The sequence below is a fragment of the Dactylosporangium sp. McL0621 genome (assembly GCF_049995355.1).
GTDB lineage: Bacteria > Actinomycetota > Actinomycetes > Mycobacteriales > Micromonosporaceae > Dactylosporangium.
Map to the genome: position 1 here is coordinate 2,774,175 of NZ_CP188259.1, position 23,932 is coordinate 2,798,106.

At 71.8% G+C, this 23,932-nt stretch carries 23 protein-coding genes; 19 read left to right on the plus strand and 4 right to left on the minus strand.

Annotated features, from left to right (window positions below):
- The first annotated feature begins 83 nt into the window (after positions 1-83).
- The 8 genes from ACPPVO_RS13020 to ACPPVO_RS13055 are packed head-to-tail and all read left to right on the plus strand — an operon-like array spanning position 84 to position 8,317.
- Complete coding sequence (locus ACPPVO_RS13020) at positions 84-920, plus strand: nitrilase-related carbon-nitrogen hydrolase (RefSeq protein ID WP_426511454.1); 837 nt, start codon at positions 84-86, stop codon at positions 918-920.
- Entirely contained in the window at positions 917-2,326 is a 1,410-nt protein-coding gene (gene hydA / locus ACPPVO_RS13025; protein WP_426511455.1) for a dihydropyrimidinase, read from the plus strand. The genes ACPPVO_RS13020 and hydA overlap by 4 nt, the downstream gene beginning before the upstream one ends.
- A gap of 10 nt (positions 2,327-2,336) precedes the next feature.
- Positions 2,337-3,821 (plus strand): CoA-acylating methylmalonate-semialdehyde dehydrogenase, encoded by a 1,485-nt coding sequence (locus ACPPVO_RS13030; RefSeq protein WP_426511456.1) that lies wholly within the window; start codon positions 2,337-2,339, stop codon positions 3,819-3,821.
- A 4-nt stretch (positions 3,822-3,825) separates the two neighbouring features.
- Positions 3,826-4,821, plus strand: coding sequence for a TIGR03842 family LLM class F420-dependent oxidoreductase (locus tag ACPPVO_RS13035; RefSeq protein ID WP_426511457.1), 996 nt, complete (start codon positions 3,826-3,828; stop codon positions 4,819-4,821).
- On the plus strand, positions 4,818-5,678 hold the full coding sequence (locus ACPPVO_RS13040; protein WP_426511458.1) for an ABC transporter permease: 861 nt from the start codon (positions 4,818-4,820) through the stop codon (positions 5,676-5,678). Before ACPPVO_RS13035 ends, ACPPVO_RS13040 begins: the two co-directional genes overlap by 4 nt.
- Entirely contained in the window at positions 5,675-6,433 is a 759-nt protein-coding gene (locus ACPPVO_RS13045; protein WP_360377654.1) for an ABC transporter ATP-binding protein, read from the plus strand. Before ACPPVO_RS13040 ends, ACPPVO_RS13045 begins: the two co-directional genes overlap by 4 nt.
- A complete protein-coding gene (locus ACPPVO_RS13050; protein ID WP_426511459.1) occupies positions 6,430-7,179 on the plus strand; it encodes an ABC transporter permease in 750 nt (249 codons plus the stop codon). Before ACPPVO_RS13045 ends, ACPPVO_RS13050 begins: the two co-directional genes overlap by 4 nt.
- 13 nt (positions 7,180-7,192) lie before the next feature.
- On the plus strand, positions 7,193-8,317 hold the full coding sequence (locus ACPPVO_RS13055) for an ABC transporter substrate-binding protein (protein ID WP_426511460.1): 1,125 nt from the start codon (positions 7,193-7,195) through the stop codon (positions 8,315-8,317).
- Positions 8,318-8,321: 4 nt separating this feature from the next.
- Here ACPPVO_RS13055 and ACPPVO_RS13060 read toward each other — a convergent pair whose 3' ends face one another.
- Positions 8,322-9,662, minus strand: coding sequence for an aspartate aminotransferase family protein (locus tag ACPPVO_RS13060; RefSeq protein ID WP_426511461.1), 1,341 nt, complete (start codon positions 9,660-9,662; stop codon positions 8,322-8,324).
- A gap of 78 nt (positions 9,663-9,740) precedes the next feature.
- On the opposite strand from ACPPVO_RS13060, the gene ACPPVO_RS13065 reads away from it, so the two are divergent.
- The 4 genes from ACPPVO_RS13065 to ACPPVO_RS13080 all read left to right on the plus strand — a co-directional run bounded on the left by ACPPVO_RS13065 (position 9,741) and on the right by ACPPVO_RS13080 (position 13,067).
- Positions 9,741-10,358: a pyridoxamine 5'-phosphate oxidase family protein gene (locus ACPPVO_RS13065; protein WP_426511462.1), complete on the plus strand. Its 618-nt coding sequence runs from the start codon at positions 9,741-9,743 to the stop codon at positions 10,356-10,358.
- 65 nt (positions 10,359-10,423) lie between these two features.
- Positions 10,424-11,713, plus strand: coding sequence for a sensor histidine kinase (locus ACPPVO_RS13070; protein ID WP_426511463.1), 1,290 nt, complete (start codon positions 10,424-10,426; stop codon positions 11,711-11,713).
- Positions 11,665-12,306, plus strand: coding sequence for a LuxR C-terminal-related transcriptional regulator (locus ACPPVO_RS13075; RefSeq protein WP_426511464.1), 642 nt, complete (start codon positions 11,665-11,667; stop codon positions 12,304-12,306). Before ACPPVO_RS13070 ends, ACPPVO_RS13075 begins: the two co-directional genes overlap by 49 nt.
- Positions 12,303-13,067, plus strand: a complete 765-nt coding sequence (locus ACPPVO_RS13080; protein ID WP_426511465.1) for a putative protein N(5)-glutamine methyltransferase — start codon at positions 12,303-12,305, stop codon at positions 13,065-13,067. Before ACPPVO_RS13075 ends, ACPPVO_RS13080 begins: the two co-directional genes overlap by 4 nt.
- Here the strand turns inward: ACPPVO_RS13080 and ACPPVO_RS13085 are convergent.
- On the minus strand, positions 13,064-13,558 hold the full coding sequence (locus ACPPVO_RS13085) for a ferritin-like domain-containing protein (protein WP_426511466.1): 495 nt from the start codon (positions 13,556-13,558) through the stop codon (positions 13,064-13,066). The two genes, ACPPVO_RS13080 and ACPPVO_RS13085, sit on opposite strands and share 4 nt — an antisense overlap.
- 153 nt (positions 13,559-13,711) lie before the next feature.
- Here ACPPVO_RS13085 and ACPPVO_RS13090 point away from each other — a divergent pair, with 153 nt between their 5' ends.
- A complete protein-coding gene (locus ACPPVO_RS13090) occupies positions 13,712-15,124 on the plus strand; it encodes a cellulase family glycosylhydrolase (protein WP_426511467.1) in 1,413 nt (470 codons plus the stop codon).
- Here the strand turns inward: ACPPVO_RS13090 and ACPPVO_RS13095 are convergent.
- Positions 15,121-15,747: a hypothetical protein gene (locus ACPPVO_RS13095; RefSeq protein ID WP_426511468.1), complete on the minus strand. Its 627-nt coding sequence runs from the start codon at positions 15,745-15,747 to the stop codon at positions 15,121-15,123. The genes ACPPVO_RS13090 and ACPPVO_RS13095 overlap by 4 nt on opposite strands.
- A 54-nt stretch (positions 15,748-15,801) precedes the next feature.
- On the opposite strand from ACPPVO_RS13095, the gene ACPPVO_RS13100 reads away from it, so the two are divergent.
- The 6 genes from ACPPVO_RS13100 to ACPPVO_RS13125 all read left to right on the plus strand — a co-directional run bounded on the left by ACPPVO_RS13100 (position 15,802) and on the right by ACPPVO_RS13125 (position 21,748).
- Entirely contained in the window at positions 15,802-17,154 is a 1,353-nt protein-coding gene (locus ACPPVO_RS13100; protein WP_426511469.1) for a bifunctional 3-(3-hydroxy-phenyl)propionate/3-hydroxycinnamic acid hydroxylase, read from the plus strand.
- A gap of 188 nt (positions 17,155-17,342) precedes the next feature.
- A complete protein-coding gene (locus ACPPVO_RS13105; RefSeq protein ID WP_426511470.1) occupies positions 17,343-18,095 on the plus strand; it encodes an NUDIX hydrolase in 753 nt (250 codons plus the stop codon).
- Positions 18,092-19,042, plus strand: a complete 951-nt coding sequence (locus tag ACPPVO_RS13110; RefSeq protein WP_426511471.1) for a serine/threonine protein kinase — start codon at positions 18,092-18,094, stop codon at positions 19,040-19,042. The genes ACPPVO_RS13105 and ACPPVO_RS13110 overlap by 4 nt, the downstream gene beginning before the upstream one ends.
- A gap of 12 nt (positions 19,043-19,054) precedes the next feature.
- Complete coding sequence (locus ACPPVO_RS13115) at positions 19,055-20,020, plus strand: hypothetical protein (protein WP_426511472.1); 966 nt, start codon at positions 19,055-19,057, stop codon at positions 20,018-20,020.
- A gap of 7 nt (positions 20,021-20,027) precedes the next feature.
- The gene (locus tag ACPPVO_RS13120) at positions 20,028-21,215 is read left to right on the plus strand and encodes an adenylosuccinate synthetase (RefSeq protein ID WP_426511473.1); all 1,188 of its coding nucleotides are present in this window, start codon (positions 20,028-20,030) and stop codon (positions 21,213-21,215) included.
- 317 nt (positions 21,216-21,532) lie between these two features.
- Entirely contained in the window at positions 21,533-21,748 is a 216-nt protein-coding gene (locus ACPPVO_RS13125; protein WP_426511474.1) for a hypothetical protein, read from the plus strand.
- 415 nt (positions 21,749-22,163) lie between these two features.
- Here the strand turns inward: ACPPVO_RS13125 and ACPPVO_RS13130 are convergent, their stop codons facing one another.
- The gene (locus ACPPVO_RS13130) at positions 22,164-23,903 is read right to left on the minus strand and encodes a DEAD/DEAH box helicase (RefSeq protein ID WP_426511475.1); all 1,740 of its coding nucleotides are present in this window, start codon (positions 23,901-23,903) and stop codon (positions 22,164-22,166) included.
- Between the last annotated feature and the right edge of the window lie 29 nt (positions 23,904-23,932).

Genomic DNA, 23,932 nt, shown 5'->3' on the forward strand with positions numbered 1-23,932 from the left:
GCATCCGACCCGATACAAGGTCATCTGCCGCCGGACGACATCCCCGCCACCGGCCACTGTGGACCGACCAGAGAGGGGCAGCCATGACGATCATCCGCGCCGCCCTCGTCCAGACCAACTGGACGGGTGACAAGGAATCGATGATCAAGGCGCACGAGGACTACGCACGGCAGGCCGCCGCCCAGGGCGCCAAGGTCGTCTGCTTCCAGGAGCTGTTCTACGGCCCGTACTTCTGCCAGGTGCAGGACACCGCCTACTACGAGTACGCCGAGTCGATCCCCGGCCCGACCACCGAGCGCTTCCAGGCCCTCGCCGCCGAGCTCGGGATGGTCATGATCCTGCCGATGTACGAGCAGGAGCAGCCCGGCGTGCTGTACAACACCGCCGCCGTCGTCGACGCCGACGGCAGGTACCTGGGCAAGTACCGCAAGAACCACATCCCCCAGGTGAAGGGCTTCTGGGAGAAGTTCTACTTCCGCCCCGGCAACCTCGGCTACCCCGTCTTCGACACCGCCGTGGGCAAGGTCGGCGTGTACATCTGCTACGACCGGCACTTCCCCGAGGGCTGGCGCGCGCTCGGGCTCAACGGCGCCCAGATCGTGTTCAACCCGTCGGCGACCAGCCGCGGCCTGAGTGCGTACCTATGGCAGCTGGAGCAGCCGGCCAGCGCCGTCGCGAACGAGTACTTCATCGGCGCGATCAACCGCACCGGCATCGAGGACCTCGGCGAGAACGACTTCTACGGCACCAGCTACTTCGTCGACCCCGAGGGCAAGTTCGTCGGTGAGGTCGGCGACGCGCACAACCCCGAGCTCATCGTCCGCGACCTCGACCTCGACCTGCTCGCCGCCGTCCGCGACCGCTGGCAGTTCTACCGCGACCGCCGGCCCGACGCCTACGGGGAGCTGGTGCAGCCGTGACGGGATTGTTGATCAAGGGCGGGACGGTGGTCGGGCCGCAGGGCGCCATCCCGGCCGACGTGCTCGTCATCGGCGAGAAGATCTCCGCGATCTTCATGCCGGGCGACGGGCCGGTCGAGGGCGACTTCGAGGTGCTCGACGCGACCGGGAAGTACGTCATCCCGGGCGGCGTCGACGCGCACACGCACATGGAGCTGCCGTTCGGCGGCACCTTCGCCAGCGACACGTTCGACACCGGCACGCGGGCGGCCGCGTTCGGCGGTACCACCACCATCATCGACTTCGCGGTCCAGCGCACCGGCGAGGTCGTCCAGGACGGGCTCGCCGCGTGGCACGCCAAGGCGGCCGGCGAGTGCCACATCGACTACGCCTTCCACCAGATACTCGGCGGCGTCGACGACGAGTCGCTCAAGGCGATGGACCAGCTGGTCACCGACGAGGGGATCACCAGCTTCAAGCTCTTCATGGCCTACCCCGGGGTCTTCTACAGCGACGACGGGCAGATCCTGCGGGCCATGCAGAAGGCCCGGGACAACGGCGCCATGATCATGATGCACGCCGAGAACGGCCCGGCCATCGACGTGCTCGTCAAGCAGTCGCTGGAGCGCGGCGAGACCGACCCGATCCACCACGGGCTCACCCGCCCGGAGGCGCTCGAGGCCGAGGCCACCAGCCGCGCGATCTGGCTGGCCAGCGTGGCCGCCGACTGCCCGCTGTACATCGTGCACCTCTCGGCCAGCAAGGCCCTCGAGCAGGTCGCCGCCGCCCGGGACCTCGGCCGCAACGTGTTCGCCGAGACCTGCCCGCAGTACCTGTACCTCACCCTGGAGGACCAGCTCGGCGCCCCCGGCTTCGAGGGCGCGAAGTGGGTCTGCTCCACCCCGCTGCGCAGCAAGCACGAGAGCCACCGCGCCGACCTGTGGAAGGGCCTGCGCAGCAACGACCTCTCCGTGGTCTCCACCGACCACTGCCCCTTCTGCTTCAAGGACCAGAAGGAGCTCGGCATCGGTGACTTCTCGAAGATCCCCAACGGTATCGGCAGCGTCGAGCACCGCGTCGACCTGCTGTACCAGGGGGTCGTCGACGGCAAGCTGTCGCTGGCCCGCTGGGTCGAGACGATCGCGACGACCCCGGCGCGCATGTTCGGCCTGTACCCGCGCAAGGGCGTCGTCGCGCCCGGGTCCGACGCCGACATCGTGCTGTACGACCCCTCGGCGCGCACCCGCATCAGCGTCGAGACGCACCACATGAACATGGACCATTCGGCGTGGGAGGGCGTGGAGATCGCCGGCAAGGTCGACACGGTCATCTCCCGCGGGAGCGTGATCGTCTCCGGCGACACGTACCACGGCCGCAAGGGTCACGGGCAGTTCCTCCGCCGGGGGCTGTCGGACTATCTCCTGTAGGGGTTGCGATATGCGAGAGATCAAGCACTGGCTCGACGGACAGGCCGTCTCCGGCACCAGCGGCCGGCAGCTGCCGGTCTGGGACCCGGCCACCGGCGAGCAGCAGGCGTACGTCGTCGCCGCCACCGCCGCCGAGACCGACACCGCCGTGGCGAGCGCCCTGGCCGCGTTCCCGGCCTGGCGGGCGGCCTCGCTGTCCCGCCGCGCCGAGGTCATGTTCCGCTTCCGCGAGCTCGTCGACGCCAACCGCAAGGAGATCGCCGCGCTGGTCTCCGCCGAGCACGGCAAGACCGTCGCCGACGCCGGCGGCGAGCTGGCCCGGGGCCTGGAGAACATCGAGTTCGCCACCGGCGCCCCGCACCTGCTCAAGGGCGGCTACAGCGAGCAGGCCAGCTCCGGCGTGGACGTGTACTCCATCCGCCAGCCGCTGGGCGTCGTGGCCGGCATCACGCCGTTCAACTTCCCGGCGATGGTGCCGATGTGGATGTTCTGCAACGCGCTCGTGTGCGGCAACACGTTCATCCTCAAGCCCAGCGAGAAGGACCCGTCCGCCTCCCTGCTGCTGGCCGACCTGCTGCGCCAGGCCGGCCTGCCCGACGGCTGCTTCAACGTCGTGCAGGGCGACCGGGAGGCCGTCGAGCGGCTCATCGCGCACCCCGACGTGCAGGCGCTGAGCTTCGTCGGCTCGACCCCGATCGCCCGGGCGGTCTACGAGGCCGGCACCCGCGCCGGCAAGCGGGTCCAGGCGCTCGGCGGGGCCAAGAACCACATGGTGGTCCTGCCGGACGCCGACGTGGACGCGGCCGCCGACGCCGCCGTCTCGGCCGGCTACGGCTCGGCGGGGGAGCGGTGCATGGCCGTCTCCGTCGTCGTCGCGGTCGGCGCCGTCGCCGACCCGCTCGTGGCCGCGATCGGCGAGCGGATCGGCCGGATCGCGGTCGGCCCGGCCACCGACCCGGCCGCGGAGATGGGCCCGCTCATCACCCGCGAGCACCGCGACCGCGTGGCCGGCTACCTGGCCGAGCCGGGCTCGGCCGAGGTGGTCGTCGACGGGCGGGAGGCGCCGGTCAGCTCCGGCCCCGGCTTCTTCCTCGGCGCGTCGCTGGTGGACAAGGTCACCCCGGACTCGCCGCTGTACCGCGACGAGATCTTCGGCCCGGTGCTGTCGGTCGTGCGCGCGGACTCCTACGACGAGGCGGTCCAGCTCGTCAACGACAACGAGTACGGCAACGGCACCGCGATCTTCACCCGGGACGGCGGCGCCGCGCGGCGGTTCCAGTACGACGTGGTCTGCGGCATGGTCGGCGTGAACGTCCCGGTGCCGGTCCCGGTCGCCTACTACAGCTTCGGCGGCTGGAAGTCCTCGCTCTTCGGCGACCTGCACATGTACGGCCCCGAAGGCATCCAGTTCTACACACGCAGCAAGGTCGTCACCTCCCGCTGGCCGGACCCGGCCACGTCCGAGGTCGACCTCGGCTTCCCGAAGGTGCGGTGACGGCATGGACATAGGGGTGGTGCTGCAGTGCGACCCGCCCGCCCTGGGCGTGGTCGAGCTGGCCAAGAAGGCCGAGGCGGCCGGCTTCAGCCACGTGTGGACGTTCGACTCGCACGTGCTGTGGCAGGAGCCGTTCGTCATCTACAGCAAGATTCTCGCCGACACCGAGCGGGTCGTGGTCGGCCCGATGGTGACCAACCCGGGCACCCGGGACTGGACGGTCACCGCGTCGCTGTTCGCCACCCTCAACGAGATGTACGGCAACCGCACCGTCTGCGGCATCGGCCGCGGCGACTCGGCGGTGCGGGTGCTCGGCTCCCGCCCCACGACGCTCGCCGAGCTGCGCGAGTGCGTGCAGGTCATCCGCGAGCTCGGCAACGGCCGCGCGGTACACCTGCGCGACCGCGACCTGCAGTTCGCGTGGGCGCCCGACAGCCGCCTCGAGGTCTGGGTCGCCGCCTACGGGCCGAAGGCGCTCGCGCTGACCGGGGAGGTCGGCGACGGGTACATCCTGCAGCTGGCCGACCCCGACATCGCGGCCTGGATGATCGGGGCGGTGCGCGCCGCGGCCGAGCGGGCCGGGCGGGACCCGGCGGCGATCAAGTTCTGTGTCGCCGCCCCGGCCTACGTCGGCGACGACCTCGCCCACCAGCGGGACCAGACCCGCTGGTTCGGCGGCATGGTCGGCAACCACGTCGCCGACATCGTGGCCCGCTACGGCGCCGGCGGGGCCGTGCCGACCGTGCTCACCGACTACATCAAGGGCCGGCAGGGCTACGACTACGCCGAGCACGGCCGGGCCGGCAACACGCACACCGACTTCGTCCCCGACGAGGTCGTCGACCGGTTCTGCATCCTGGGCCCGATCGAGCACCACCTCAAGCGCCTCGCCGAGCTCAAGCAGCTCGGCGTGGACCAGTTCGCCCTGTACCTGCAGCACGACGCGAAGGAGTCCACGCTCGCCGCCTACGGCGAGCATGTCATCCCGGTCGTCTCATGAAACGCGTGCTGGGTGCCCTCGCCGGGGTCGCCGCCTTCGTCCTGCTGTGGGAGGGCTACAAGGCGGTCGGGAACGACGAGGGCACCGCCGTCTTCGGGGTGCGCATCCTGCCCCGCGCCGACGATCTGTCCATGCCGCACCTGTACACCGTGCTGGAGCGCCTGTCGCGGCCCGAGCTGACCGGCGGGCGGCCGATCTGGCGCGTGGTCCTCGACGCGTGTCTGTTTACGCTCGGCGTGACGGCGGTCGGCTTCGCCGCCGGCGTGCTCATCGGCTTCGTGCTCGCGGCGCTCATGCAGCGCTTCCGGGTCGTGGAGCGGGGGCTGCTGCCGTACGTCATCCTGTCCCAGACCGTGCCGCTGGTGGCGCTCGCGCCGCTGGTGGCCGGCTGGAGCGGGGCGCTGTCGTTCGGCCCCTACCCGTGGCAGGACTGGATGACGGTGTCCACCATCGCCGCCTACCTCGCGTTCTTCCCGATCGCCGTCGGGCTGCTGCGCGGCCTGCAGTCGCCCCCGGCCGCCGGCGTCGAGCTCATGCGCTCCTACGCGGCCGGCTGGTGGCGCACGCTGGTCAAGCTCCGGCTCCCGGCCGCCCTGCCGTTCCTCTTCCCGGCGCTGCGGCTGGCCGGCGCGGCCGCGGTCGTCGGCGCCGTCGTCGGCGAGATCTCCACCGGCACCCGCGGCGGGATCGGCCGGCTCGTCATCGAGTACTCCCGGGAGGCCACCTCCGACCCGGCCAAGGTCTACACCGCGATGCTGGGCGCCGCGCTGCTCGGCCTGTGCGTCGCCGCGTTCGTGAGCCTGCTCGAGCTCCCCCTCATGCGCCATCGCCGTAGAGTCGAGGTGAACGTTATATGACCGCGGTGTCGATCGCGGGCGTCACCAAGGTGTTCAACCAGGGCCGCCCCGACGAGGTGGCGGCACTGTCCGATGTGGACCTGGACGTCGACGACGGGCAGTTCGTCTCCCTCATCGGCCCGTCCGGGTGCGGCAAGTCGACGCTGCTGCGGCTCATCGCCGACCTGATCGAGCCGACCACCGGCGCGGTCACCGTGGCCGGCAAGCCCGCCGGGCAGGCCCGCCGCGAGCAGGGGTACGGCATCGCCTTCCAGCAGGCCGGGCTCTTCGAGTGGCGCACCGTGCGCCGCAACGTCGAGCTGCCGCTGGAGCTGCGCCGGATCCCGCGCCAGCAGCGGCGCACCCGCGCGGAGGAGATGCTCGCGCTGGTCGGGCTCGCGGACTTCGGCGGCCACTACCCGGCCCAGCTCTCCGGCGGCATGCAGCAGCGGGTCGCGATCGCGCGGGCTCTGGCCGTACACCCGCCGCTGCTGCTGATGGATGAGCCGTTCGGCGCCCTGGACGAGATGACCCGCGAGCGCCTGCAGGGCGAGCTCCTGCAGATCTGCGCGGCCACGCGCACCTCGACCGTGTTCGTCACGCACTCCATCTCCGAGGCGGTGTTCCTGTCCGACAAGGTCGTCGTGATGTCGGCCCGCCCCGGCCGGATCACCGCCACCATCGACATCGCCCTGGGCGAGCGCAACGAGGCCGTGCGCCAGTCGACCGCCTACTTCGACCACGTCACGGCCGTGCGCAAGGCGCTGCGGTCATGAGGCGGATCCTGCCGCCGCTGCTCGTCGGAATCCTCGGCCTCGCCGGGTGGGAGCTGGTCGTCAAGGCGGGCCGGATCGCCCCCTTCATCCTGCCGGCCCCGTCGGCGATCTGGGCCGAGCTCGTCGAGCAGCGCTCCAACGTGCTCGACGCGGCCCTGGCCAGCGGGGCCAACGCGCTCGTCGGCCTGGTCGGCGGCACCGTCGTGGCCGTGCTCGCCGCGCTGGCCACCAGCCGGGTGCGGCTGCTCAGCGAGGTCTCGGTGCCGTTCGCGGCGGTGCTCAACGCGCTGCCGATCATCGCGCTGGCGCCGATCCTCAACAACATGTTCGAGTCGACCAGCAGCCTGCCGCGCCGGCTGGTCGCCGGGATCATCGTGTTCTTCCCGGTCTTCCTCAACACGCTGCGCGGGCTGCGGGAGGTCGACCCGACCCACCGCGAGCTCATGGCCAGCTACGCCGCGGGCGGCTGGACCTTCGCCCGCCTGGTGCGCCTGCCGGGCGCGCTGCCTCACCTGTTCACCGGCCTGCGGCAGGCATCGTCGCTGGCCGTGATCGCCGCCGTCGTCGCGGAGTACTTCGGCGGCCTGCAGGACGGGCTCGGCGCGCGGATCACCTCCGCCGCCGCGTTCACCGCGTATCCCCGGGCGTGGGCGTTCGTCTTCGGCGCCTGCGTCCTCGGGCTCGTCTTCTACCTCACGACGCTGCTGCTGGAGCGTCTCGCGATGCCTTGGAAGTCCCGTTTCTGACGGAGGTTCCCCCATGAAGAAGTTCGTTGTCGTGGTCGCGGCCGGGCTCGTCCTGGCCGGCTGCGGCACTGCCGACTCCACGTCCCCCACCACTACGAGCAGCGGCGGTCTCACCACCGTGAAGCTGCAGCTGCAATGGTTCTACCAGGCCCAGTTCGCCGGCTACATCGCCGCCGTGGACAAGGGCTTCTACAAGGAGCAGGGCCTCGACGTGCAGCTGCTGGAGGGCGGCGTCGACATCGTGCCGCAGACCGTCCTCGCGCAGGGCAAGGCCGACTACGCCGTGGCCTGGGTGCCCAAGGCCCTCGCCTCGCGCGAGCAGGGCGCCGGCATCACCGACGTCGGGCAGATCTTCGCCCGCTCCGGCACCTACCAGGTCGCGTTCGCGAGCTCGAACATCAAGTCCCCGGCCGACTTCAAGGGCAAGAAGGTCGGCAACTGGGGCTTCGGCAACGAGTTCGAGCTCTTCGCCGGCATGACCAAGGCCGGGCTCGACCCGGGCAAGGACGTCACCCTGGTGCAGCAGCAGTTCGACATGCAGGCGCTGCTGAAGAAGGAGATCGACGTCGCGCAGGCCATGTCCTACAACGAGTACGCCCAGCTGCTGGAGGCCACCAACCCGGCCACCGGCCAGCTCTACAAGCCCGAGGACTTCTCGATCATCGACTGGAAGACCGTCGGCTCCTCGATGCTGCAGGACGCCGTGTGGGCCAACACCGACAAGCTCAAGGACGCGGGCTACCAGGACCGGACCGTGAAGTTCCTGACCGCGACCATCAAGGGCTGGGCCTACTGCCGCGACAAGCCGGAGGAGTGCCGCGACATGGTCGTGGCCAAGGGCTCCAAGCTCGGCAAGACGCACCAGCTGTGGCAGATGAACGAGGTCAACAAGCTCGTCTGGCCGGCGGCCAAGGGCGTCGGCCTGGTTGACGAGGCCGACTGGGCGCGCACCGTGGACATCTCGATGACGACCAAGAACCAGACCGGCGACACGGTACTGAAGAAGAAGCCCGAGGGCCTCGCCTACACCAACGACTACATGCAGAAGGCCCTCGACGCCGCCAAGGCCGCCGGCGTCGACACCACGGGCTCCTCCTTCGCCCCGCAGACGGTCACGCTGACCGCCGGCGGGGCGTAGTCCCTCAGGCGCAGTACCCGTCCGCGGCCTCGAGCGCGTCGTCGACCGCATCGAGGCCGCGGACCAGGTCGTCCTCCGAGATGATCAGCGGGGGCACCACGTGGACGCGGTTGAAGTGGGTGAACGGCCACACACCGCCGGCCTTGCACGCCGCGACCACCTCGGCCATCGGCTTCGCGGCCGGGCCGGCGGCGTTGTAGGGCACCAGCATCTCCCGGGTCTCCTTCGAGCGCACGAGCTCGATCGCCCAGAACAGGCCCAGGCCGCGCACGTCGCCGACGGACGGGTGCCGGTCGCGCAGCTTCTCCAGCCGCGGCCGCACCACCCGCTCGCCGAGGTCGCGCACGCGCTCGGGGATCCGCTCGTCGCGCATGACCTCGATGGTGGCCACGGCGGCGGCGCAGGCGAGCGGGTGCCCGGAGTACGTGAGGCCGCCGGGGAACGGGCGCTCGGCGAACGTCTCGTACACGCGGGGGCCGAGGATGACGCCACCCAGCGGTACATAGCCGGAGTTGACGCCCTTGGCGAACGTGACGAGGTCGGGCACCACGCCCCAGCGGTCGACCGCGAACCACTCGCCGCACCGGCCGAAGCCGCTCATCACCTCGTCGGCGATGAGCAGCGCCCCGTGCCGGTCGCACAGCGCGCGGACCCCGGCGAGGTAGCCGGGCGGGGGCACGAGGATGCCGTTGGTACCCACGACCGGTTCGAGGATCACCGCCGCGATCGTCTGCGGGCCCTCGAGCGTGAAGATCTCCTCGAGGTGGGCGAGGGCGCGCTCGGCCTCCTGCTCCTCGGTCTCGGCGTGGAAGGGGGAGCGGTACGCGTACGGCCCGAAGAACCGAACCACGCCCGGCATCGCGGGCTCGTTGGCCCAGCGGCGCGGGTCGCCCGTGAGCGTGATCGAGCCCGTGGTGGCCCCGTGGTAGGAGCGGTACGCGGCCAGGATCTTGTGCCGGCCGGTGGTGCCCCGGGCCATCCGGATCGCGTGCTCGTTGGCCTCGGTGCCGCCGTTGGTGAAGAACACGTGCTCCAGCTCGCCCGGCGCGACCCCGGCGATGAGCCGGGCCGCCTCGCTGCGCGCCGCGTTCGCGAACGTCGGCGCGACCGTGCACAGCTTCGCGGCCTGCTCCTGGATCGCGGCCACGACCCGCGGGTGCTGGTGGCCGAGGTTGAGGTTCACCAGCTGCGAGGAGAAGTCGAGGTACCGCGTTCCGGCGTCGTCCCAGAACGTGGCCCCGAGCCCGCCCTCGACCACGACCGGGTCGAGCATCCGCTGGGCGGACCACGAGTGGAAGACGTGCGCGCGGTCGTCGCGGTACGCCTCGGTGCGTTGTCCCGTCATGAGCCGACGCTAATGGCACACGTGCGCCCGGACAATAACCTGTCTGTTTCAGATTGTTACCGGTCGTATGCTGGCGCCATGCAGATCACCTCGGTGACGGAACTGGAGGAGCTGCTCGGGTCGCCGATGCCCCGGGCCGTGACCAAGGAACGCGACCGCCTCTGCCAGACCGACCGCGACTGGCTGGCCCTCTCCCCGTTCGTGCTCGTCGGCACCGCCGACGCCGGCGGCAACTGCGACGTCTCGCCGAAGGGCGACCCGCCCGGCTTCACGCACGTGCTGGACGACCGCACGATCGTCGTCCCGGAACGCCCGGGCAACCGCCGCGCCGACGGCTTCCACAACATCCTCGCCAACCCGCACGTCGGCCTGCTCTTCCTCGTCCCGGGCCGCCGGGAGACGCTGCGCATCAACGGCCGCGCCCGGCTGCTGACCGACGCGCCCTGGTTCGAGGACCTCGTCGTCGAGGGCCACCGGCCGATCCTGGCCCTGGTGGTCGACATCGACACGATCTTCTTCCACTGCCAGAAGGCCTTCATGCGCTCCGCCCTGTGGAAGTCCGAGACGTGGACGCCGGAGCTCCTGCCGACGCACGCGAAGCTCGTCAAGAGCGTGCAGGACACCGCGGAGTCGGTGGAGGAGCTCGAGGCCTACTACGCCGAGAGCACCTACCGCCGCGGCCTCTACGGGGCCTAGAACCCACGGCAACCCGGGGGTTTAGACCTACTGCCAACCGCCCGGCGGGCGGACAGAATGGCTCCATGAAGCCGTGGCCGTTCGTCCGCCGGGGGCTGGTCAGCGTCGCCCGGGTGGCGGTGGTCGGCATTCTCGGGCTGCCCATCCACATCGTGCTGATCGTGCTCACCGTGCTGTCGTTCGCGTTCACCGTGCTCGGGGTCGGGCTCGTGCTCGCGCCGCTCGTGCAGTTGCTGGTGCGGGCCTACGCCAATCTTCGGCGGCAGCTGGCCGGGCAGTGGTCCGGAGTCGACATTCCCCGGCCCTACCGGCCCCGGCCGGCCGGTGCGTTCATCGGCTCGCCGCGGCGGTGGATGTGGCTCGTGCGCGACCCCGCCACGTGGCGCGACCTGCTGTGGCTGCTCGGCGGGGCGCCGCTCGGGGTGGCGTTCGGGTTCAGCACGGCGATCCTGATGCTCTACGGCCTGACGGGGATCGCCCTGCTGCCGGTCATCATCAACGTGACGTCCGGGGAGAACGGCGGCTACGGGGTCACCTGGCCGCTCAACCCGATCAGCTACCTGTCCGTACCGTTCCAGGGCGCCCTGATCGCGGCCGGCGTGCTCTACGCGGCGCCGTGGGTGCAGTGGGCGCTCGCGCGGTACGACCAGAGCCTCCTCGGACCGACGAGCCGCTCGGTGCTCGCCCAGCGCGTCAACCGCCTCACCGAGACCCGCACCCAGGTCGTCGACGCCCAGGCGGCCGAGCTGCGCCGCATCGAGCGCGACCTGCACGACGGCGCGCAGGCCCGGATCGTCGCGCTCGGCATGAGCCTGGGCATGGCCGAGGACATCGTGCTGCACGACCCGGCCGCGGCCCAGCGGCTCATCGCCGAGGCGCGCGAGGCCAGCGGCCTGGCCCTGGCCGAGCTGCGGCACCTGGTGCGCGGCATCCACCCGCCGGTGCTGGCCGAGCGCGGGCTGGTCGGCGGGCTGCGCGCGCTGGCCCTGACGCTCCCGCTGCCCGTCGTGGTCGAGGGCGACCTGCCGGGCCGGCCCGAGGCTCCGGTCGAGTCGGCCCTGTACTTCGCCGTCGCCGAGGCGCTCGCCAACGTGGTCAAGCACAGCGGCGCCGGGGCGGCCTGGGTATCGTTGTCCTACCTCGGAGGATTCCTCTACTGCAGCGTCAGCGATGACGGCGTGGGCGGTGCCGCGCCCCGGGCCGGCTCGGGGCTGGCCGGGGTCGAGCGCCGGCTGGCCGTGTTCGACGGGGTTCTGCGCGTCGACAGCCCGCCGGGGGGACCGACCGTGCTGACCATGGAGCTGCCGTGCGTGTTGTCATCGCCGAAGATCTCGCCCTCCTCCGCGACGGGCTGATACGGCTGCTCGGCGCGTACGGCTTCGAGGTCGTCGCCGCCGTCGACAACGGCACCGACCTGCGCTCCGCGCTGCTCTCGCACCGCCCCGACGTCGCCGTCGTCGACGTGCGGCTGCCGCCGACCTTCACCGACGAGGGCCTGCGCGCGGCGATCGCGGCCCGGGCCGAGGTCCCCGGGCTGCCCGTGCTGGTCCTGTCCCAGCACGTCGAGCAACTCTACGCCCGCGAGCTGCTCTCGGATCGCCGCGGCGGCGTCGGGTACCTGCTCAAGGACCGCGTCGCCACCGTCGGCGAGTTCGTCGACGCCGTCCGGCGCGTCGCCGCCGGCGGCACCGCGATGGACCCGGAGGTCGTCTCGCAGCTGCTGGCCCGCAACGCCGGCGCCCCGACGCGCGCGCTGACCCCGCGCGAGCGGGAGGTGCTCGGGCTGATGGCCGAGGGCCGCTCGAACGCGGCGATCGCGGGCCGGCTCTTCGTCACGGAGAAGGCGATCGGCAAGCACATCAACAACATCTTCGGCAAGCTCGCCCTGCCCCCGTCGGAGGACGACAACCGCCGCGTGCTGGCCGTTCTGGCGTACCTCAACGCATGAACCACGCCGAGCTGACCACCCGCCTGCGCGCGGCCGGGTGCGTCTTCGCCGAGCAGGAGGCGGACCGTCTGCTGGCGGCCGCGCCCGACGCCGCGGCCCTGGAGTCGATGGCCGCCCGCCGGGTCGCCGGTGCGCCGCTGGAGCACGTCCTCGGTTTCGCCGATTTCGCCGGGGTACGCGTGGCCGTCACCGACGGCGTCTTCGTCCCCCGGCACCGCACGGAGCTGCTCACCGCCACGGCCCGCACGATGCTGCGCGACGGCGGCACCGTGCTCGACCTGTGCTGCGGTACCGGCGCGCTCGGCCTGGTCGTGGCGCAGGGCCGCCCCGGCGTCCGCCTGGTCGCGACCGACCTGGACCCGGCCGCCGTGGCGTGCGCGCGCCGCAACCTCTCCGGCGTGACCGCTGAGGTCTTCGCCGGCGATCTCTTCTCGGCGGTACCGCACGATCTGCGCGGCCGTGTGGACCTCCTGCTCGCCAACGTGCCCTACGTGCCGACCGCCGAGATCGCCTACCTCCCCGAGGAGTTCCGCGTGCACGAGGCCCGCACGGCGCTGGACGGCGGCGCCGACGGCCTCGACGTGCTGCGCCGCGTCGCGGCCGAGGCCGCCGCGTGGCTCGCCCCCGGCGGCGCGCTGCTCACCGAGGCCGGCCCGGCGCAGCTGCCGGCCGCCCACGCACTGCTGCGCGCGGGCGGCCTGCAACCGCGGACGGTCACCGACGAGGAGACCGAGACCCACGTGGTCGTCGCCGGGCGCTAGACGTTCATCGCCACCCGCTGGCCGAGCTCGTGGCTGATCCGCTCGAACGTGCCCGCGTTCTCCTGCTTCTGCACCAGGTTGGTGCGCAGGATCTGGGCGCACTGGATCTCACCCATGAGCAGCGCCTTGTCGATGAGGCCCTGGTAGCCCGCGATGCCCAGGTGGGCCATCTTCGTCTCGGCGTCGACGGTGTAGATCTCGATCGCCTCCATCGACGGGGCCTGCCCCACGAACGCCTGGAACTCGGCGCGCATCCCGTCCATCGTCAGGCAGGGCACGTCCTCGGGCTCGGCCTCCATCATCGCGAAGCACGTCTCGAGGTTCTGGATCTTCTGCTGCCCCTGTTGCTGCTGGGCGCGCAGGATCTGGGCCAGCGGGCTCTGCTCCGTGCGGCCGAGGATCTCGCCGACCAGCTGGTTGCTCTTGTGCTCGGCGTCGTACATGCCCGACAGCTCGTAGAGGAACAGGTCGGCCGGGTTGTCCATTGGCATGTGCTTCTCCCTGTGCTGTCTCGAAGTGGGGACGGGCTGACCTACCCGCAATTTTCATGAAGCCCGCGCTGGTGGCGGGGTGTTCAGCGGGTGGTTCGTTGACCCTTACTGAACCGGTTAATACATTGCCCGGCAACGAGAAGGGAGGCTCGAATGAGAACAAAGATCGCCCTCGCCGCCAGCGTGGCGCTGGCCGTCCTGATCTCCGTGCTGGTGGCCGTCCAGCCCGCCCAGGCGGCCGCCGGCTTCACGGTCAGCAACGGCCGGCTGTACGACGCGAACGGCAACGAGTTCGTGATGCGGGGGGTCAGCCACGCCCACACCTGGTACCCGACCCAGACCAGCGCGTTCGCGAACATCAAGGCGCTCGGCGCGAACACCGTGCGGGTCGTGCTGGCCACCGGCGCCCAGTGGGCCAAGAACGACACCGCCGACGTCGCCAACGTCGTGTCGCTGTGCAAGGCCAGCAAGCTGATCTGCGTGCTGGAGGCGCACGACACCACCGGCTACGGCGAGGCGAGCGCGGCCGTCCCGCTCGACAAGGCGGTCGACTACTGGCTGAGCGTCAAGAGCGCGCTCGTGGGCCAGGAGAAGTACGTCATCGTGAACATCGGCAACGAACCGTACGGCAACAACGCGGCCACCGTCGCCAACTGGGCCACCGACACCGCGAACGCCATCCGCCGGCTGCGCTCCAACGGCTTCGAGCACACCATCATGGTGGACGCCCCGAACTGGGGCCAGGACTGGTCGTTCACCATGCGCGACAACGCCGCGACCGTGTTCGCGGCCGACACGCAGAAGAACACCGTCTTCTCCATCCACATGTACGGCGTCTTCGACACCGCGGCGGAGATCAACGACTACCTGAACCGGTTCGTCACCGCGAAGCTGCCGATCGTGGTCGGCGAGTTCGGCTTCAACCACTCCGACGGCAACCCCGACGAGGACACCATCATGGCGACGACGACGTCGCTGCGCATCGGCTACCTCGGCTGGTCGTGGAGCGGCAACGGCGGCGGCGTCGAGTACCTCGACATGGTCACCAGCTTCAACCCGGCCCAGCTGACCAGCTGGGGCGAGCGCATCTTCAACGGCGCCAACGGCATCAGGGCCACCTCGAAGGAGGCCTCGGTCTACGCCGGCGGCACGACCTCGCCGTCGCCGTCCCGCTCGTCGGTGTCGCCCTCGCCGTCGCGCTCCTCGGCCTCGCCCTCGCCGTCGCGCTCGATGATGTCCGACCCGGTGATCGGGCCCTGCAAGGTCACGTACACGATCGTCGGGCAGTGGCCGGGCGGCTTCCAGGGCGAGGTGAAGATCGCGAACATCGGCACGGCCGCGATCAACGGCTGGGACCTGCGGTGGTCCTTCGCCAACGGCCAGGCGCTCAACCAGGCCTGGGGCGCCACCTACGCCCAGTCCGGCGCCACCGTGGTCGCGACCAACGCGAGTTACACGGCCGGCATCCCGGTCGGCGGCTCGGTCAGCTTCGGCTTCCTGTCGAGCTGGAACGGCACCAACGCCGTGCCCACCTCGTTCGCCCTCGACAACAGGACCTGCGCCTAACCGGCCGGCCAGCTCTTTTCGATGCCGTCCAGGACGTCCTTCGTCGGCTTCCCGTCCAGCCAGTCGATCATGCCGGTCCAGAAGGTGCCGGTCCCGACGGCCGCGGGCCTCATGTCGGAGGCGTCGAAGCGGAACACCGTGCCCGGATCGGTCAGCAACTGCGCGGAGAGCTTCTCGACCGGCGAGCGCAACGCCTCGCGGTCGATGGCCCGGTTCGCGCTGACCGCCCCGCCGAGCCGGGCCCGGTGATCCGCCCATCCGGGCGTGGAGAGGTACGACGCGACCGCCTGCACCTCGGGCCGGTCCGTGAACGCGCCGGTGAACTCGCCGGCGCCGAGCACGGGCCGCGCCCGGGTCCCGTCCATCGACGGCAGGTAGAACGCGAACACGTCGCCGTCCGGGCCGATCCGCGTCCCGTCCGGCCACTCGTTGGCGTAGAACGACGCCTGCCGGTGCATCGCGCACGTGTTCTGCAGGATCGGCAGGCCGCCCTCGGACATGGCCACGGTGGCGATGGACCGCACGCCGCCGTAGCCGCCTTTGAAGTACCGCGGGTCGCGCAGGATCGCCCCGGCCCGGTCCAGCGATGCTGCGATTGCGGACCCACGACGGCACGATGTCACTGATCGACCGTCTGCCGCTTGCCGTCGAGGACTTTCAGGTTGCAACCTGGGCGGATGGATCGGGTGGTCATCGTCGGCGCGGGCCCGGTCGGGCTCACCGCCGCCATCCTGCTGGCCCGGCGGGGTGTCGCGTCCCTGGTGCTCGACCGCTACGCCGAGCCCTACCCGCTGCCGCGGGCCGTGCACGTCGACGACGAGGTCGTGCGCATCCTGCAGGCGGCCGGCGTGGCCGAGGAGTTCCTGCAGATCAGCCGGCCCGGCCTGGGCCTGCGCCTGCTCGACGCCCGGCACCGCGTGATGGCCTCGTTCGACCGCGCCCCGGGCGGCGGCCCGCACGGCTACCCGCAGGCGAACATGTTCGACCAGCCCGACCTCGAACGCCTCCTGCGGGCCCGGACGGCCGCGGACCCCCTGATCGAGCTCATCGGCGGCGCCACCGTGTTCGCGGTCGACTTCCCCACCGTCTCCTACCGGCTCGGCTCCGAGGTCTTCGCGGTCCCCGCCGCGGCCGTGCTCGGCTGCGACGGCGCCAACAGCACCGTGCGCGACCTGATCGGCGCCCACCTGGTGGACCTGAGGTTCGCCGAGCGCTGGCTGGTCGTCGACGGCGTCTGCGAGCAGGACCTGGGCGCCTGGGGCGGCGTGCACCAGGTGTGCGACCCGCGCCGCGCGGCGACGTTCATGCAGCTGGGCCCGCGCCGGTACCGCTGGGAGTTCCGCCTCCTCGACGGCGAGTCCGACCTCGACCTGGACCCGCTCCTGGCCCCCTGGCTCGGCGCGGTCCCGGTGCGCATCGTGCGCCGGGCCGAGTACACCTTCCGCGCGAACATCGCCTCGTCCTGGCACTCCGGCCGCGTCTTCCTGCTCGGTGACGCGGCCCACCAGACCCCGCCGTTCATCGGCCAGGGCCTGGGCGCGGGCCTGCGCGACGCGTACAACCTGGCCTGGAAGCTCGCCGCCGACCTGACGACACCGGGCGGCGCACCGGACCTGCTCGACTCCTACGAGCGCGAGCGGGCGCCGCACGTCCGCGCCCAGATCCGCCTGGCCATCGTGGCCGGCTGGGCCATGACGGGCGGCCAGGACCGCGCCGCGGCCGTGCGCCGGCTGCTGCTGGGCTCGGTCTGGCGCCTGCCCGGCATGAAGGGCCTGGCGCTGCGCTCGACCTCGCCGCCGCTGCGCGGGGTGGGCCGCGGGAGGCGGGCGGGAACCCTGGCCCCGGCGGTGCCGGACGAGGCCCTGGGCGACGGCTGGGCGCTGCTGTACACGGGCGCGCCCCCGGCTGCGGACGGTCACCGCCTGGTCCACGTCACCGACGAGCTGGACCCGTCGGGCGCGTTGCGCCGCTGGATGCGCGGCCGGGCCGTGCTCCTGCGCCCGGACCGGGTCGTGCACTCAGTCCGGTAGCCGCCTGACGGTGACCCCCGGCCCCAGCTCCTCCGCGCCGCGGACGAGCTGGAGCTCCAGCGTCCATTGTGGCGGGCCGCGGCAAGACAGTCGCGGGGGCGACAGAAATCGGCGTTGCGCGATCGGCACGGGCGGCCTTATGGTTCTTCTCAGTTGGAGTAAGACTCAATCTGAGAAGGACTGGCAACGTGGCGAACGAAGAGGCCGAGTTCCTCGCCGGCTACGACCCGCGGCGGTACCCGCCCGTGGCGGTCACCGTCGACGTCGTGGCGTTCACGATCCGCGACGGGCGCCTGCACGTGCTGCTCGTGCGCCGCGCCTGCCCGCCCATGAAGGACATGTGGGCGCTGCCCGGCGGGTTCGTGGGGGAGTGGGAGGACCTGCCCACCGCCGCGGCCCGGGAGCTGGCCGAGGAGACCGGGGTCGCCACCGCGCACCGGCGGCTGCACCTCGAGCAGCTCGGCACCTACGGCGCGCCCGACCGGGACCCGCGGATGCGGGTGTTCTCGGTGGCGTACCTCGCGTTCGCCCCGCACCTGCCCGACCCGGTGTCGGGCAGCGACGCGCGCGACGCGGCCTGGATCGCGATGGACGAACGGCCCGAGGCGCTCGCCTTCGACCACGCCACGGTCCTCGCCGACGGCCTCGAAAGGGCGCGCTCGAAGCTCGAGTACTCGCCGCTCGCGACCCGGTTCGTCGGCGAGGAGTTCACGATCGCCGAGCTGCGGGCGGTGTACGAGACCGTGTGGGGCGAGCCGCTGCACGCCGGCAACTTCCACCGCAAGGTGCTGTCGGTGCCGGGGTTCGTGGAGGGCACCGGGGCCACGACGGAACGGGGCGGGGCTCGAGGGGGGCCCCGCGCCAAGCTGTACCGCGCCGGCGACGCCCAGCTCCTGCACCCCGCGCTGCTGATGCCGAGCCGGGAGGAGGCGGTGCGGTGAACACCGACGACGCCATCGCCCTGATCGAGCGGGCCACGGCCGAGGAGCTCTTCGGGGGCGGGGACGCGCACCGGCGGTACCGCACCCTGGCCAAGCTGGTCCACCCCGACGCCGCGGGGCCGAGGGGCACCAAGGCGTTCGCGCGCCTGTCCGAGCTGTGGCGCAACCGGGGCGCGATCCGCACGGCCCGGGGCACCTACGCCACGGACGTCCTGGACCACCGCGGCGACCTGGCCAACCTGTACCGCGTCCCCGAGGGCCACCTGAAGCTCGTCCGCGACCCGTCCTGCAACGACCTCATGGCCCGCGAGGCGGCGGCCCTGCGCCGGATGGCCGAGCACGGCGACCCGCGGTACCTGCCGTACGTGCCCCGGCTCGTGGACTCCTTTCGGCACCGCGACGAGGCGGGCCGCACGCGGCGCGCCAACGTCATCGCCATGTCGGCGTCGCGGCTGCACAGTCTTCAGGAGGTACACGCGAAAAGGCCTCACGGCGTGGACCCTCGCGACGCCGCCTGGATGTGGCGGCGCCTGCTCGTCGCGCTCGGCCTGGCGCACCGGGCGGGCGTCGTGCACGGCGCGATCGTCGCGCAGCACGTGCTCATCGAACCCGACGAGCACGGCGTGGTGCTCGTCGACTGGTGCTACAGCGTCTCCCAGCCCGACGAACCCATCGCCGCGCTCGTGCCCGGGCACCGCGACGACTATCCGCCGGAAGTGCTTTCCCGGGGTACCCCGGGTGCCTACACCGACATCCACATGGCCGCCGGTCTCATGAGCGGCCTCATGGGCGACCGCGCCCCGAAGGCGCTGCGCCGGTTCGCCGACGGCTGCCGGCTCCCCTCGCCCCGCCGGCGCCCCGACGACGCCTGGAGCCTGCTCGGCGAGTTCGACGAGCTGCTGCACCGGTTGTACGGCCCGCGCAAGTTCCGTCCGTTCGTTCTGTGATTGGGGATTGAGATGGGAAGCGGAACCTGGTCGACCGACGTCTACGACGCCGCCGACCGCTACCGACGGGCCACGGGCGCGAGCGCGTTCGCCTACAGCGACTCCGGCGCCCGTACCGCACACACGGCGCTCGACCCGAAGGGCATCAAGGCCCGGGAGAGCCGCGACTCCGACGAGCACCCCGAGTCGGTCGCGATCGCCGTCCTCTTCGACGTCACCGGCTCCATGGGCTCGGTGCCGCGGGTGCTGCAGCAGAAGCTCCCGCAGCTGCTCGGCCTCCTGCTGCGCAAGGGCTACGTGACCGACCCGCAGATCCTCTTCGGTGCCATCGGCGACGCCACCTGCGACCGGGTGCCGCTGCAGGTGGGCCAGTTCGAGTCGGACAACCGCCTCGACGAGGACCTCGGCCGCTTCGTGCTCGAGGGCGGCGGGGGCGGGCAGATGACGGAGTCGTACGAGCTCGCGATGTACTTCATGGCCCGCCACACATCGCTCGACTGCCTGGACAAGCGCAACCGCCGCGGGTACCTCTTCATCATCGGCGACGAGGAGGCGTACGCGAAGGTCAAGCCGAACGAGGTGCGCCGGTTCATCGGCGACGAGCTCGGCGAGGCCATCACCCTGCGCGCCATCGTCGAGGAGGTCCGGCGCAAGTACGACACCTACTACATCCTGCCGGCGGGCTCCTCCTACGCGGGCAACACCGCGATCCTCGACTTCTGGCGCAAGCTGCTCGGCCAGAACGTCATCGCGCTCGACGACCTCGACGCGGTCTGCGAGACCATCGCGCTGACCATCGGTCTGGGCGAGGACAGCATCGACCTCGACGAGGGCCTCGCGGACCTGGACGAGGTCGGCTCCGGCGCGGCGAACACGGTCGGCAAGGCCCTGGCCCGCATCGGCAGCGGCCGTGCCCCGCTCGCGCACGGCTCGGCGCCGGCGGACCTCGCCGCCCCGGTCAGCGTCGAGCGGCTGTAACACCGCGATGCACTACATCGTCGTGGACCTCGGGTTCGGCGACTGCGGCAAGGGCACGACCGTGGACTACCTGTGCGCCACCCGCGACATCGACACCGTCGTGCGGTTCAACGGCGGCGCGCAGGCGGCGCACACGGTCGTGCTCGCCGACGGGCGCAAGCACACGTTCGCCCAGTTCGGGTCCGGCTCGCTGCGGCCCGGGGTCCGCACGCACCTCTCGCGCTTCATGGTCGTCGACCCGCTGGCGCTGGTCACCGAGGCGGCGCACCTGATCGCCCTGGGCGCCACCGACATCTGGGCGCGGCTGACCGTCGACCGCGCGGCGCTGCTGGCGACGCCGTACCACCGCCTGGCCAACCAGGCCAAGGAGCTCGCCCGGGGCGCGGACCGGCACGGCTCGTGCGGCATGGGCGTGGGCGAGACGATGGCGTACGCGCTGGAGTACCCCGACGACGCCCTGCGCGCCGGCGACTGCCTGGACGTGCCGACGCTCAGCCGCAAGCTGGCCCAGCTGCGCGCCCGCCTGGGCGTGGACGGCCCGCCGGTCGCAGCGTGCGTGGAGGCTTTCACGGGCTTCGCGGCGACGGTGCGCCTGGTGGACGCCTTCGTGGCGTCGGGCCCGTGCGTCTTCGAGGGCGCCCAGGGCGTACTGCTTGACGAGTGGCACGGTTTCCACCCGTACACGACGTGGAGCACGACGACGTTCGCGAACGCCCTATGTCTGATAAATCCGGACGAACCGGTCACGCGCCTGGGAGTGCTGAGGACGGTGACCACGCGCCACGGCGCGGGCCCGCTGCCGACGGAGCTCCCTTTTTCCGACATTTCCGACCCTAACAACCCGGCGAACGCCTGGCAGGGCGCCTTCAGGGTGGGCCACTTCGACGCTGAGTTACACCGGTACGCCCTGAACGTCGCCGGCGGCGTGGACGGCCTGGTCCTGACCCACCTGGATCTGGACGTCGACCAGATGTGCCACCGCTACCGGGGCTCCAGCCCGCTGCGCGCCGGCCCGCCGGGCGACCTGACCCGCCAGGCGGCGATGACGCGGGCCCTGGGCGCCGTGGAGCCCGAGTATTCGCAGGTCAGCGACTGGGTGGGGGCGGTCGAGGCGGAGCTCGGGACGGAGGTGGTGCTGGAGTCCTGGGGCCCGACGGCCGAGGCCAAGAAACCATCCGGCCGGCTGACGTCCTGAACCGGCAACTCAGTCGCACCAAACCCGAACCACAGCCGCACGTGGCAGGCTGTCCCTACACACAGTGATCGAATCGGGGGCGGCGATGGGCATGGCACGCGACGTGATCCGGACGCTGACCCTGACGGCCGCGGCGGGCCTCGCGGTCGGGGGCGCGTTCGGCCTCATGGCCCCCATGTCACCCTCAAGCGGCGTCGGGCTCTTCGTCTTCCTCGTCGTCTTCTTCTTCATCTGCTGCTTCCGGGGTTGCTTCGCCCGCGGCGCACGCCATCGTCACCAGCGTCGACCTTCTCGGGCGCAACCAGCTGGACGTCACCGTGCGGTTCACCAACACCGGCCGCGTGGTCCAGCGCCTGGACGGCTTCGAGGTGCTCGCGGACGGGCGGCCCCTCGCCCGGCGCAGCGCCCCGGCCGCGGTCGACCTGCGCCCGGGCGCCACAGCCGACGAGACCGTGACGTTCGCGGCGCCGGAGCTGACGGCCGACCTGACGCTCAACCTGGCGGACGGCTCACAGCTCGCATTGGACCTCTGAGCCGCCGTTCACCGCGCAGCCGAGCGAACGACGAGCCGCCGCCCACCGGGTGGACGAGCCGCCGCGGCAATGCGCGGCCGAGCGAATGACGCACCGCGCCGCTGAGCTGAACCTCGCGGTGCTGAACCTCGCCGGGCTGAACCGACGAGCCTCCGCACCGCGCGTCCTGCGCCAACGACGAGTCGCTGCTCACCGCGTCGCCGAAGCACCGCCGCTCGCTGCGCGATCGAACGACAAGCCGCCGCTCACCGCGCGTCCGGGCGAACTAACGAGCACATGAGCGACCGCAAATCACTGAAGGGATCGAACGCACTGGCGATGACAGCCCGAGGCCGTCGTGGGCGTTCCGATATCCCAAACGGTAACACCCCCGACCTAACTGACCTTGGCCGCAGTGGACGCAGCGTAACCAGGATCAGGACGGCCGGTGACGCTCCCGCCGGACCACCGGGCGGCGGCCCTTCAGTGTGGTACGCCGCAGCGTGTCGATCACCTCGTCCACGGCCCCGTCCGGGACCTCGACCAGCGCGAACCGATCCGCGATCTCAATAGCGCCGATGTCCCGGCCACTCAGGCTCGACTCGCCGGTGATCGCCCCCACCAGGTCCTGAGGCCGGATCCCCGCCGCGCGCCCCGCGCCCACGAACAGCCGCGTCATGCCGCCGGTGGGAGCGCGCCGCCCCCCGGTCTCGCGGCCCCGGGCCCGCCCGTCGGCGTCGCGGACGCTGACGCGCCGGTTGGGCGCCGGGCGGTCGTCGCGCTCGCGGGGCTGCCGCAGCGTGACGTCCGGGATCTCTTCCTCGTCGTTCTCCCCGACGGCCGACGACTCGTGGGCGAGCTTGATCGCGGCCAGCGCGATCTCCATCGGGTCGAACTCCTCGCCGAGCGACTCGACGATCACCCGGAAGCGCTCGAGGCCGTCGTCGGCGATGAGGCTCTCGTGCAGGGCCGCGCGGGTCAGCTCCATGCGGCGGGCGCGCAGGTCGGCGACCGAGGGCACCTTCTCGATGGTGATGCGCTGCTTGGTGACGCGCTCGATGGTCTTGAGCATGCGGTGCTCGCGCGGCTCTGCGAGGGTGATGGCGACGCCCTCGCGGCCGGCGCGCCCGACGCGGCCGATGCGGTGCACGTACGACTCCGGCGCCGACGGCACGTCGTAGTTCACCACGTGCGTGAGGTGCTCGACGTCCAGGCCGCGGGCGGCGACGTCGGTGGCGACGAGCAGGTCGGCGGTGCCGTTGCGCAGCCGGGCCATCACCCGGTCGCGCTGCTCCTGGCCCATGCCGCCGTGCAGGGCCTCCGCCCGGTACCCGCGGCCGTTGAGCGTCTCCGTCAACTGGTCGACCTCGTCGCGGGTGCGGCAGAAGACGAGCGCCGCCCCGGGCGCCTCGACGTCCAGCACCCGTCCGAGGGCGGCTGACTTGTGCGCCCGCGGTACCACATAAGCGACCTGGCGCACGAGCGGCGCCTCACCCGCCGGGGTCGGCTCGCGGCCGATCTGGATGCGCAGCGGGTCGGTGAGGTGGCTCGCGGCCAGCCCCTCGATCCGGGGCGGCATCGTCGCCGAGAACAGCACGGTCTGCCGGTCCTCGGGCGTCTCGGCCAGGATCGCCTCGATGTCCTCGGCGAAGCCCATGTCGAGCATCTCGTCGGCCTCGTCGAGCACCACGACCAGCAGGTCGTGCAGGCGCAGCGTGCCGCGGCCGATGTGGTCCAGCGCCCGGCCCGGGGTCGCGACCACGACGTCGACGCCGAACTCGAGCGAGCGCAGCTGGCGGCCGATCGGCTGCCCGCCGTAGATGGGCAGGACGCGGACGCCCAGATCCCGGCCGTACCGGTGGATCGCCTCCGACACCTGGACCGCGAGCTCGCGGGTGGGCACGAGCACCAGCGCCGACGGGTTGTCGCCCCCGGGCGCGGGCAGGCGCTGCAGCAGCGGCAGCGCGAACGCGGCGGTCTTGCCGGTGCCGGTCGCGGCCTGCCCGAGCAGGTCCCGCCCGGCGAGCATCGGCGGGATCGCCTCGCGCTGGATCGGGGTCGGTTCCTCGTACCCCAGGCCGGCCAGCGCCTTGAGCAGCTCGTCACGCAGCCCCAGTTCGCCGAAACCGGTCACGTCCTCATCGTCGGTGCTCGCGGTCACGGGGGTGCTCCTCACTCAGGGCATTGCAGGCTCCTCTAGCATCC

Coding starts and splice junctions, on each gene's coding strand:
- ACPPVO_RS13065 (WP_426511462.1), top strand. CDS start 9,741: ATGCAGATCACCTCGGTGACGGAACTGGAGGAGCTGCTCGGGTCGCCG.
- ACPPVO_RS13030 (WP_426511456.1), top strand. CDS start 2,337: ATGCGAGAGATCAAGCACTGGCTCGACGGACAGGCCGTCTCCGGCACC.
- ACPPVO_RS13035 (WP_426511457.1), top strand. CDS start 3,826: ATGGACATAGGGGTGGTGCTGCAGTGCGACCCGCCCGCCCTGGGCGTG.
- ACPPVO_RS13020 (WP_426511454.1), top strand. CDS start 84: ATGACGATCATCCGCGCCGCCCTCGTCCAGACCAACTGGACGGGTGAC.
- ACPPVO_RS13100 (WP_426511469.1), top strand. CDS start 15,802: ATGGATCGGGTGGTCATCGTCGGCGCGGGCCCGGTCGGGCTCACCGCC.
- ACPPVO_RS13120 (WP_426511473.1), top strand. CDS start 20,028: ATGCACTACATCGTCGTGGACCTCGGGTTCGGCGACTGCGGCAAGGGC.
- ACPPVO_RS13040 (WP_426511458.1), top strand. CDS start 4,818: ATGAAACGCGTGCTGGGTGCCCTCGCCGGGGTCGCCGCCTTCGTCCTG.
- ACPPVO_RS13070 (WP_426511463.1), top strand. CDS start 10,424: ATGAAGCCGTGGCCGTTCGTCCGCCGGGGGCTGGTCAGCGTCGCCCGG.
- ACPPVO_RS13090 (WP_426511467.1), top strand. CDS start 13,712: ATGAGAACAAAGATCGCCCTCGCCGCCAGCGTGGCGCTGGCCGTCCTG.
- ACPPVO_RS13060 (WP_426511461.1), bottom strand. CDS start 9,662: ATGACGGGACAACGCACCGAGGCGTACCGCGACGACCGCGCGCACGTC.
- ACPPVO_RS13045 (WP_360377654.1), top strand. CDS start 5,675: ATGACCGCGGTGTCGATCGCGGGCGTCACCAAGGTGTTCAACCAGGGC.
- ACPPVO_RS13115 (WP_426511472.1), top strand. CDS start 19,055: ATGGGAAGCGGAACCTGGTCGACCGACGTCTACGACGCCGCCGACCGC.
- ACPPVO_RS13080 (WP_426511465.1), top strand. CDS start 12,303: ATGAACCACGCCGAGCTGACCACCCGCCTGCGCGCGGCCGGGTGCGTC.
- ACPPVO_RS13055 (WP_426511460.1), top strand. CDS start 7,193: ATGAAGAAGTTCGTTGTCGTGGTCGCGGCCGGGCTCGTCCTGGCCGGC.
- ACPPVO_RS13085 (WP_426511466.1), bottom strand. CDS start 13,558: ATGCCAATGGACAACCCGGCCGACCTGTTCCTCTACGAGCTGTCGGGC.
- ACPPVO_RS13050 (WP_426511459.1), top strand. CDS start 6,430: ATGAGGCGGATCCTGCCGCCGCTGCTCGTCGGAATCCTCGGCCTCGCC.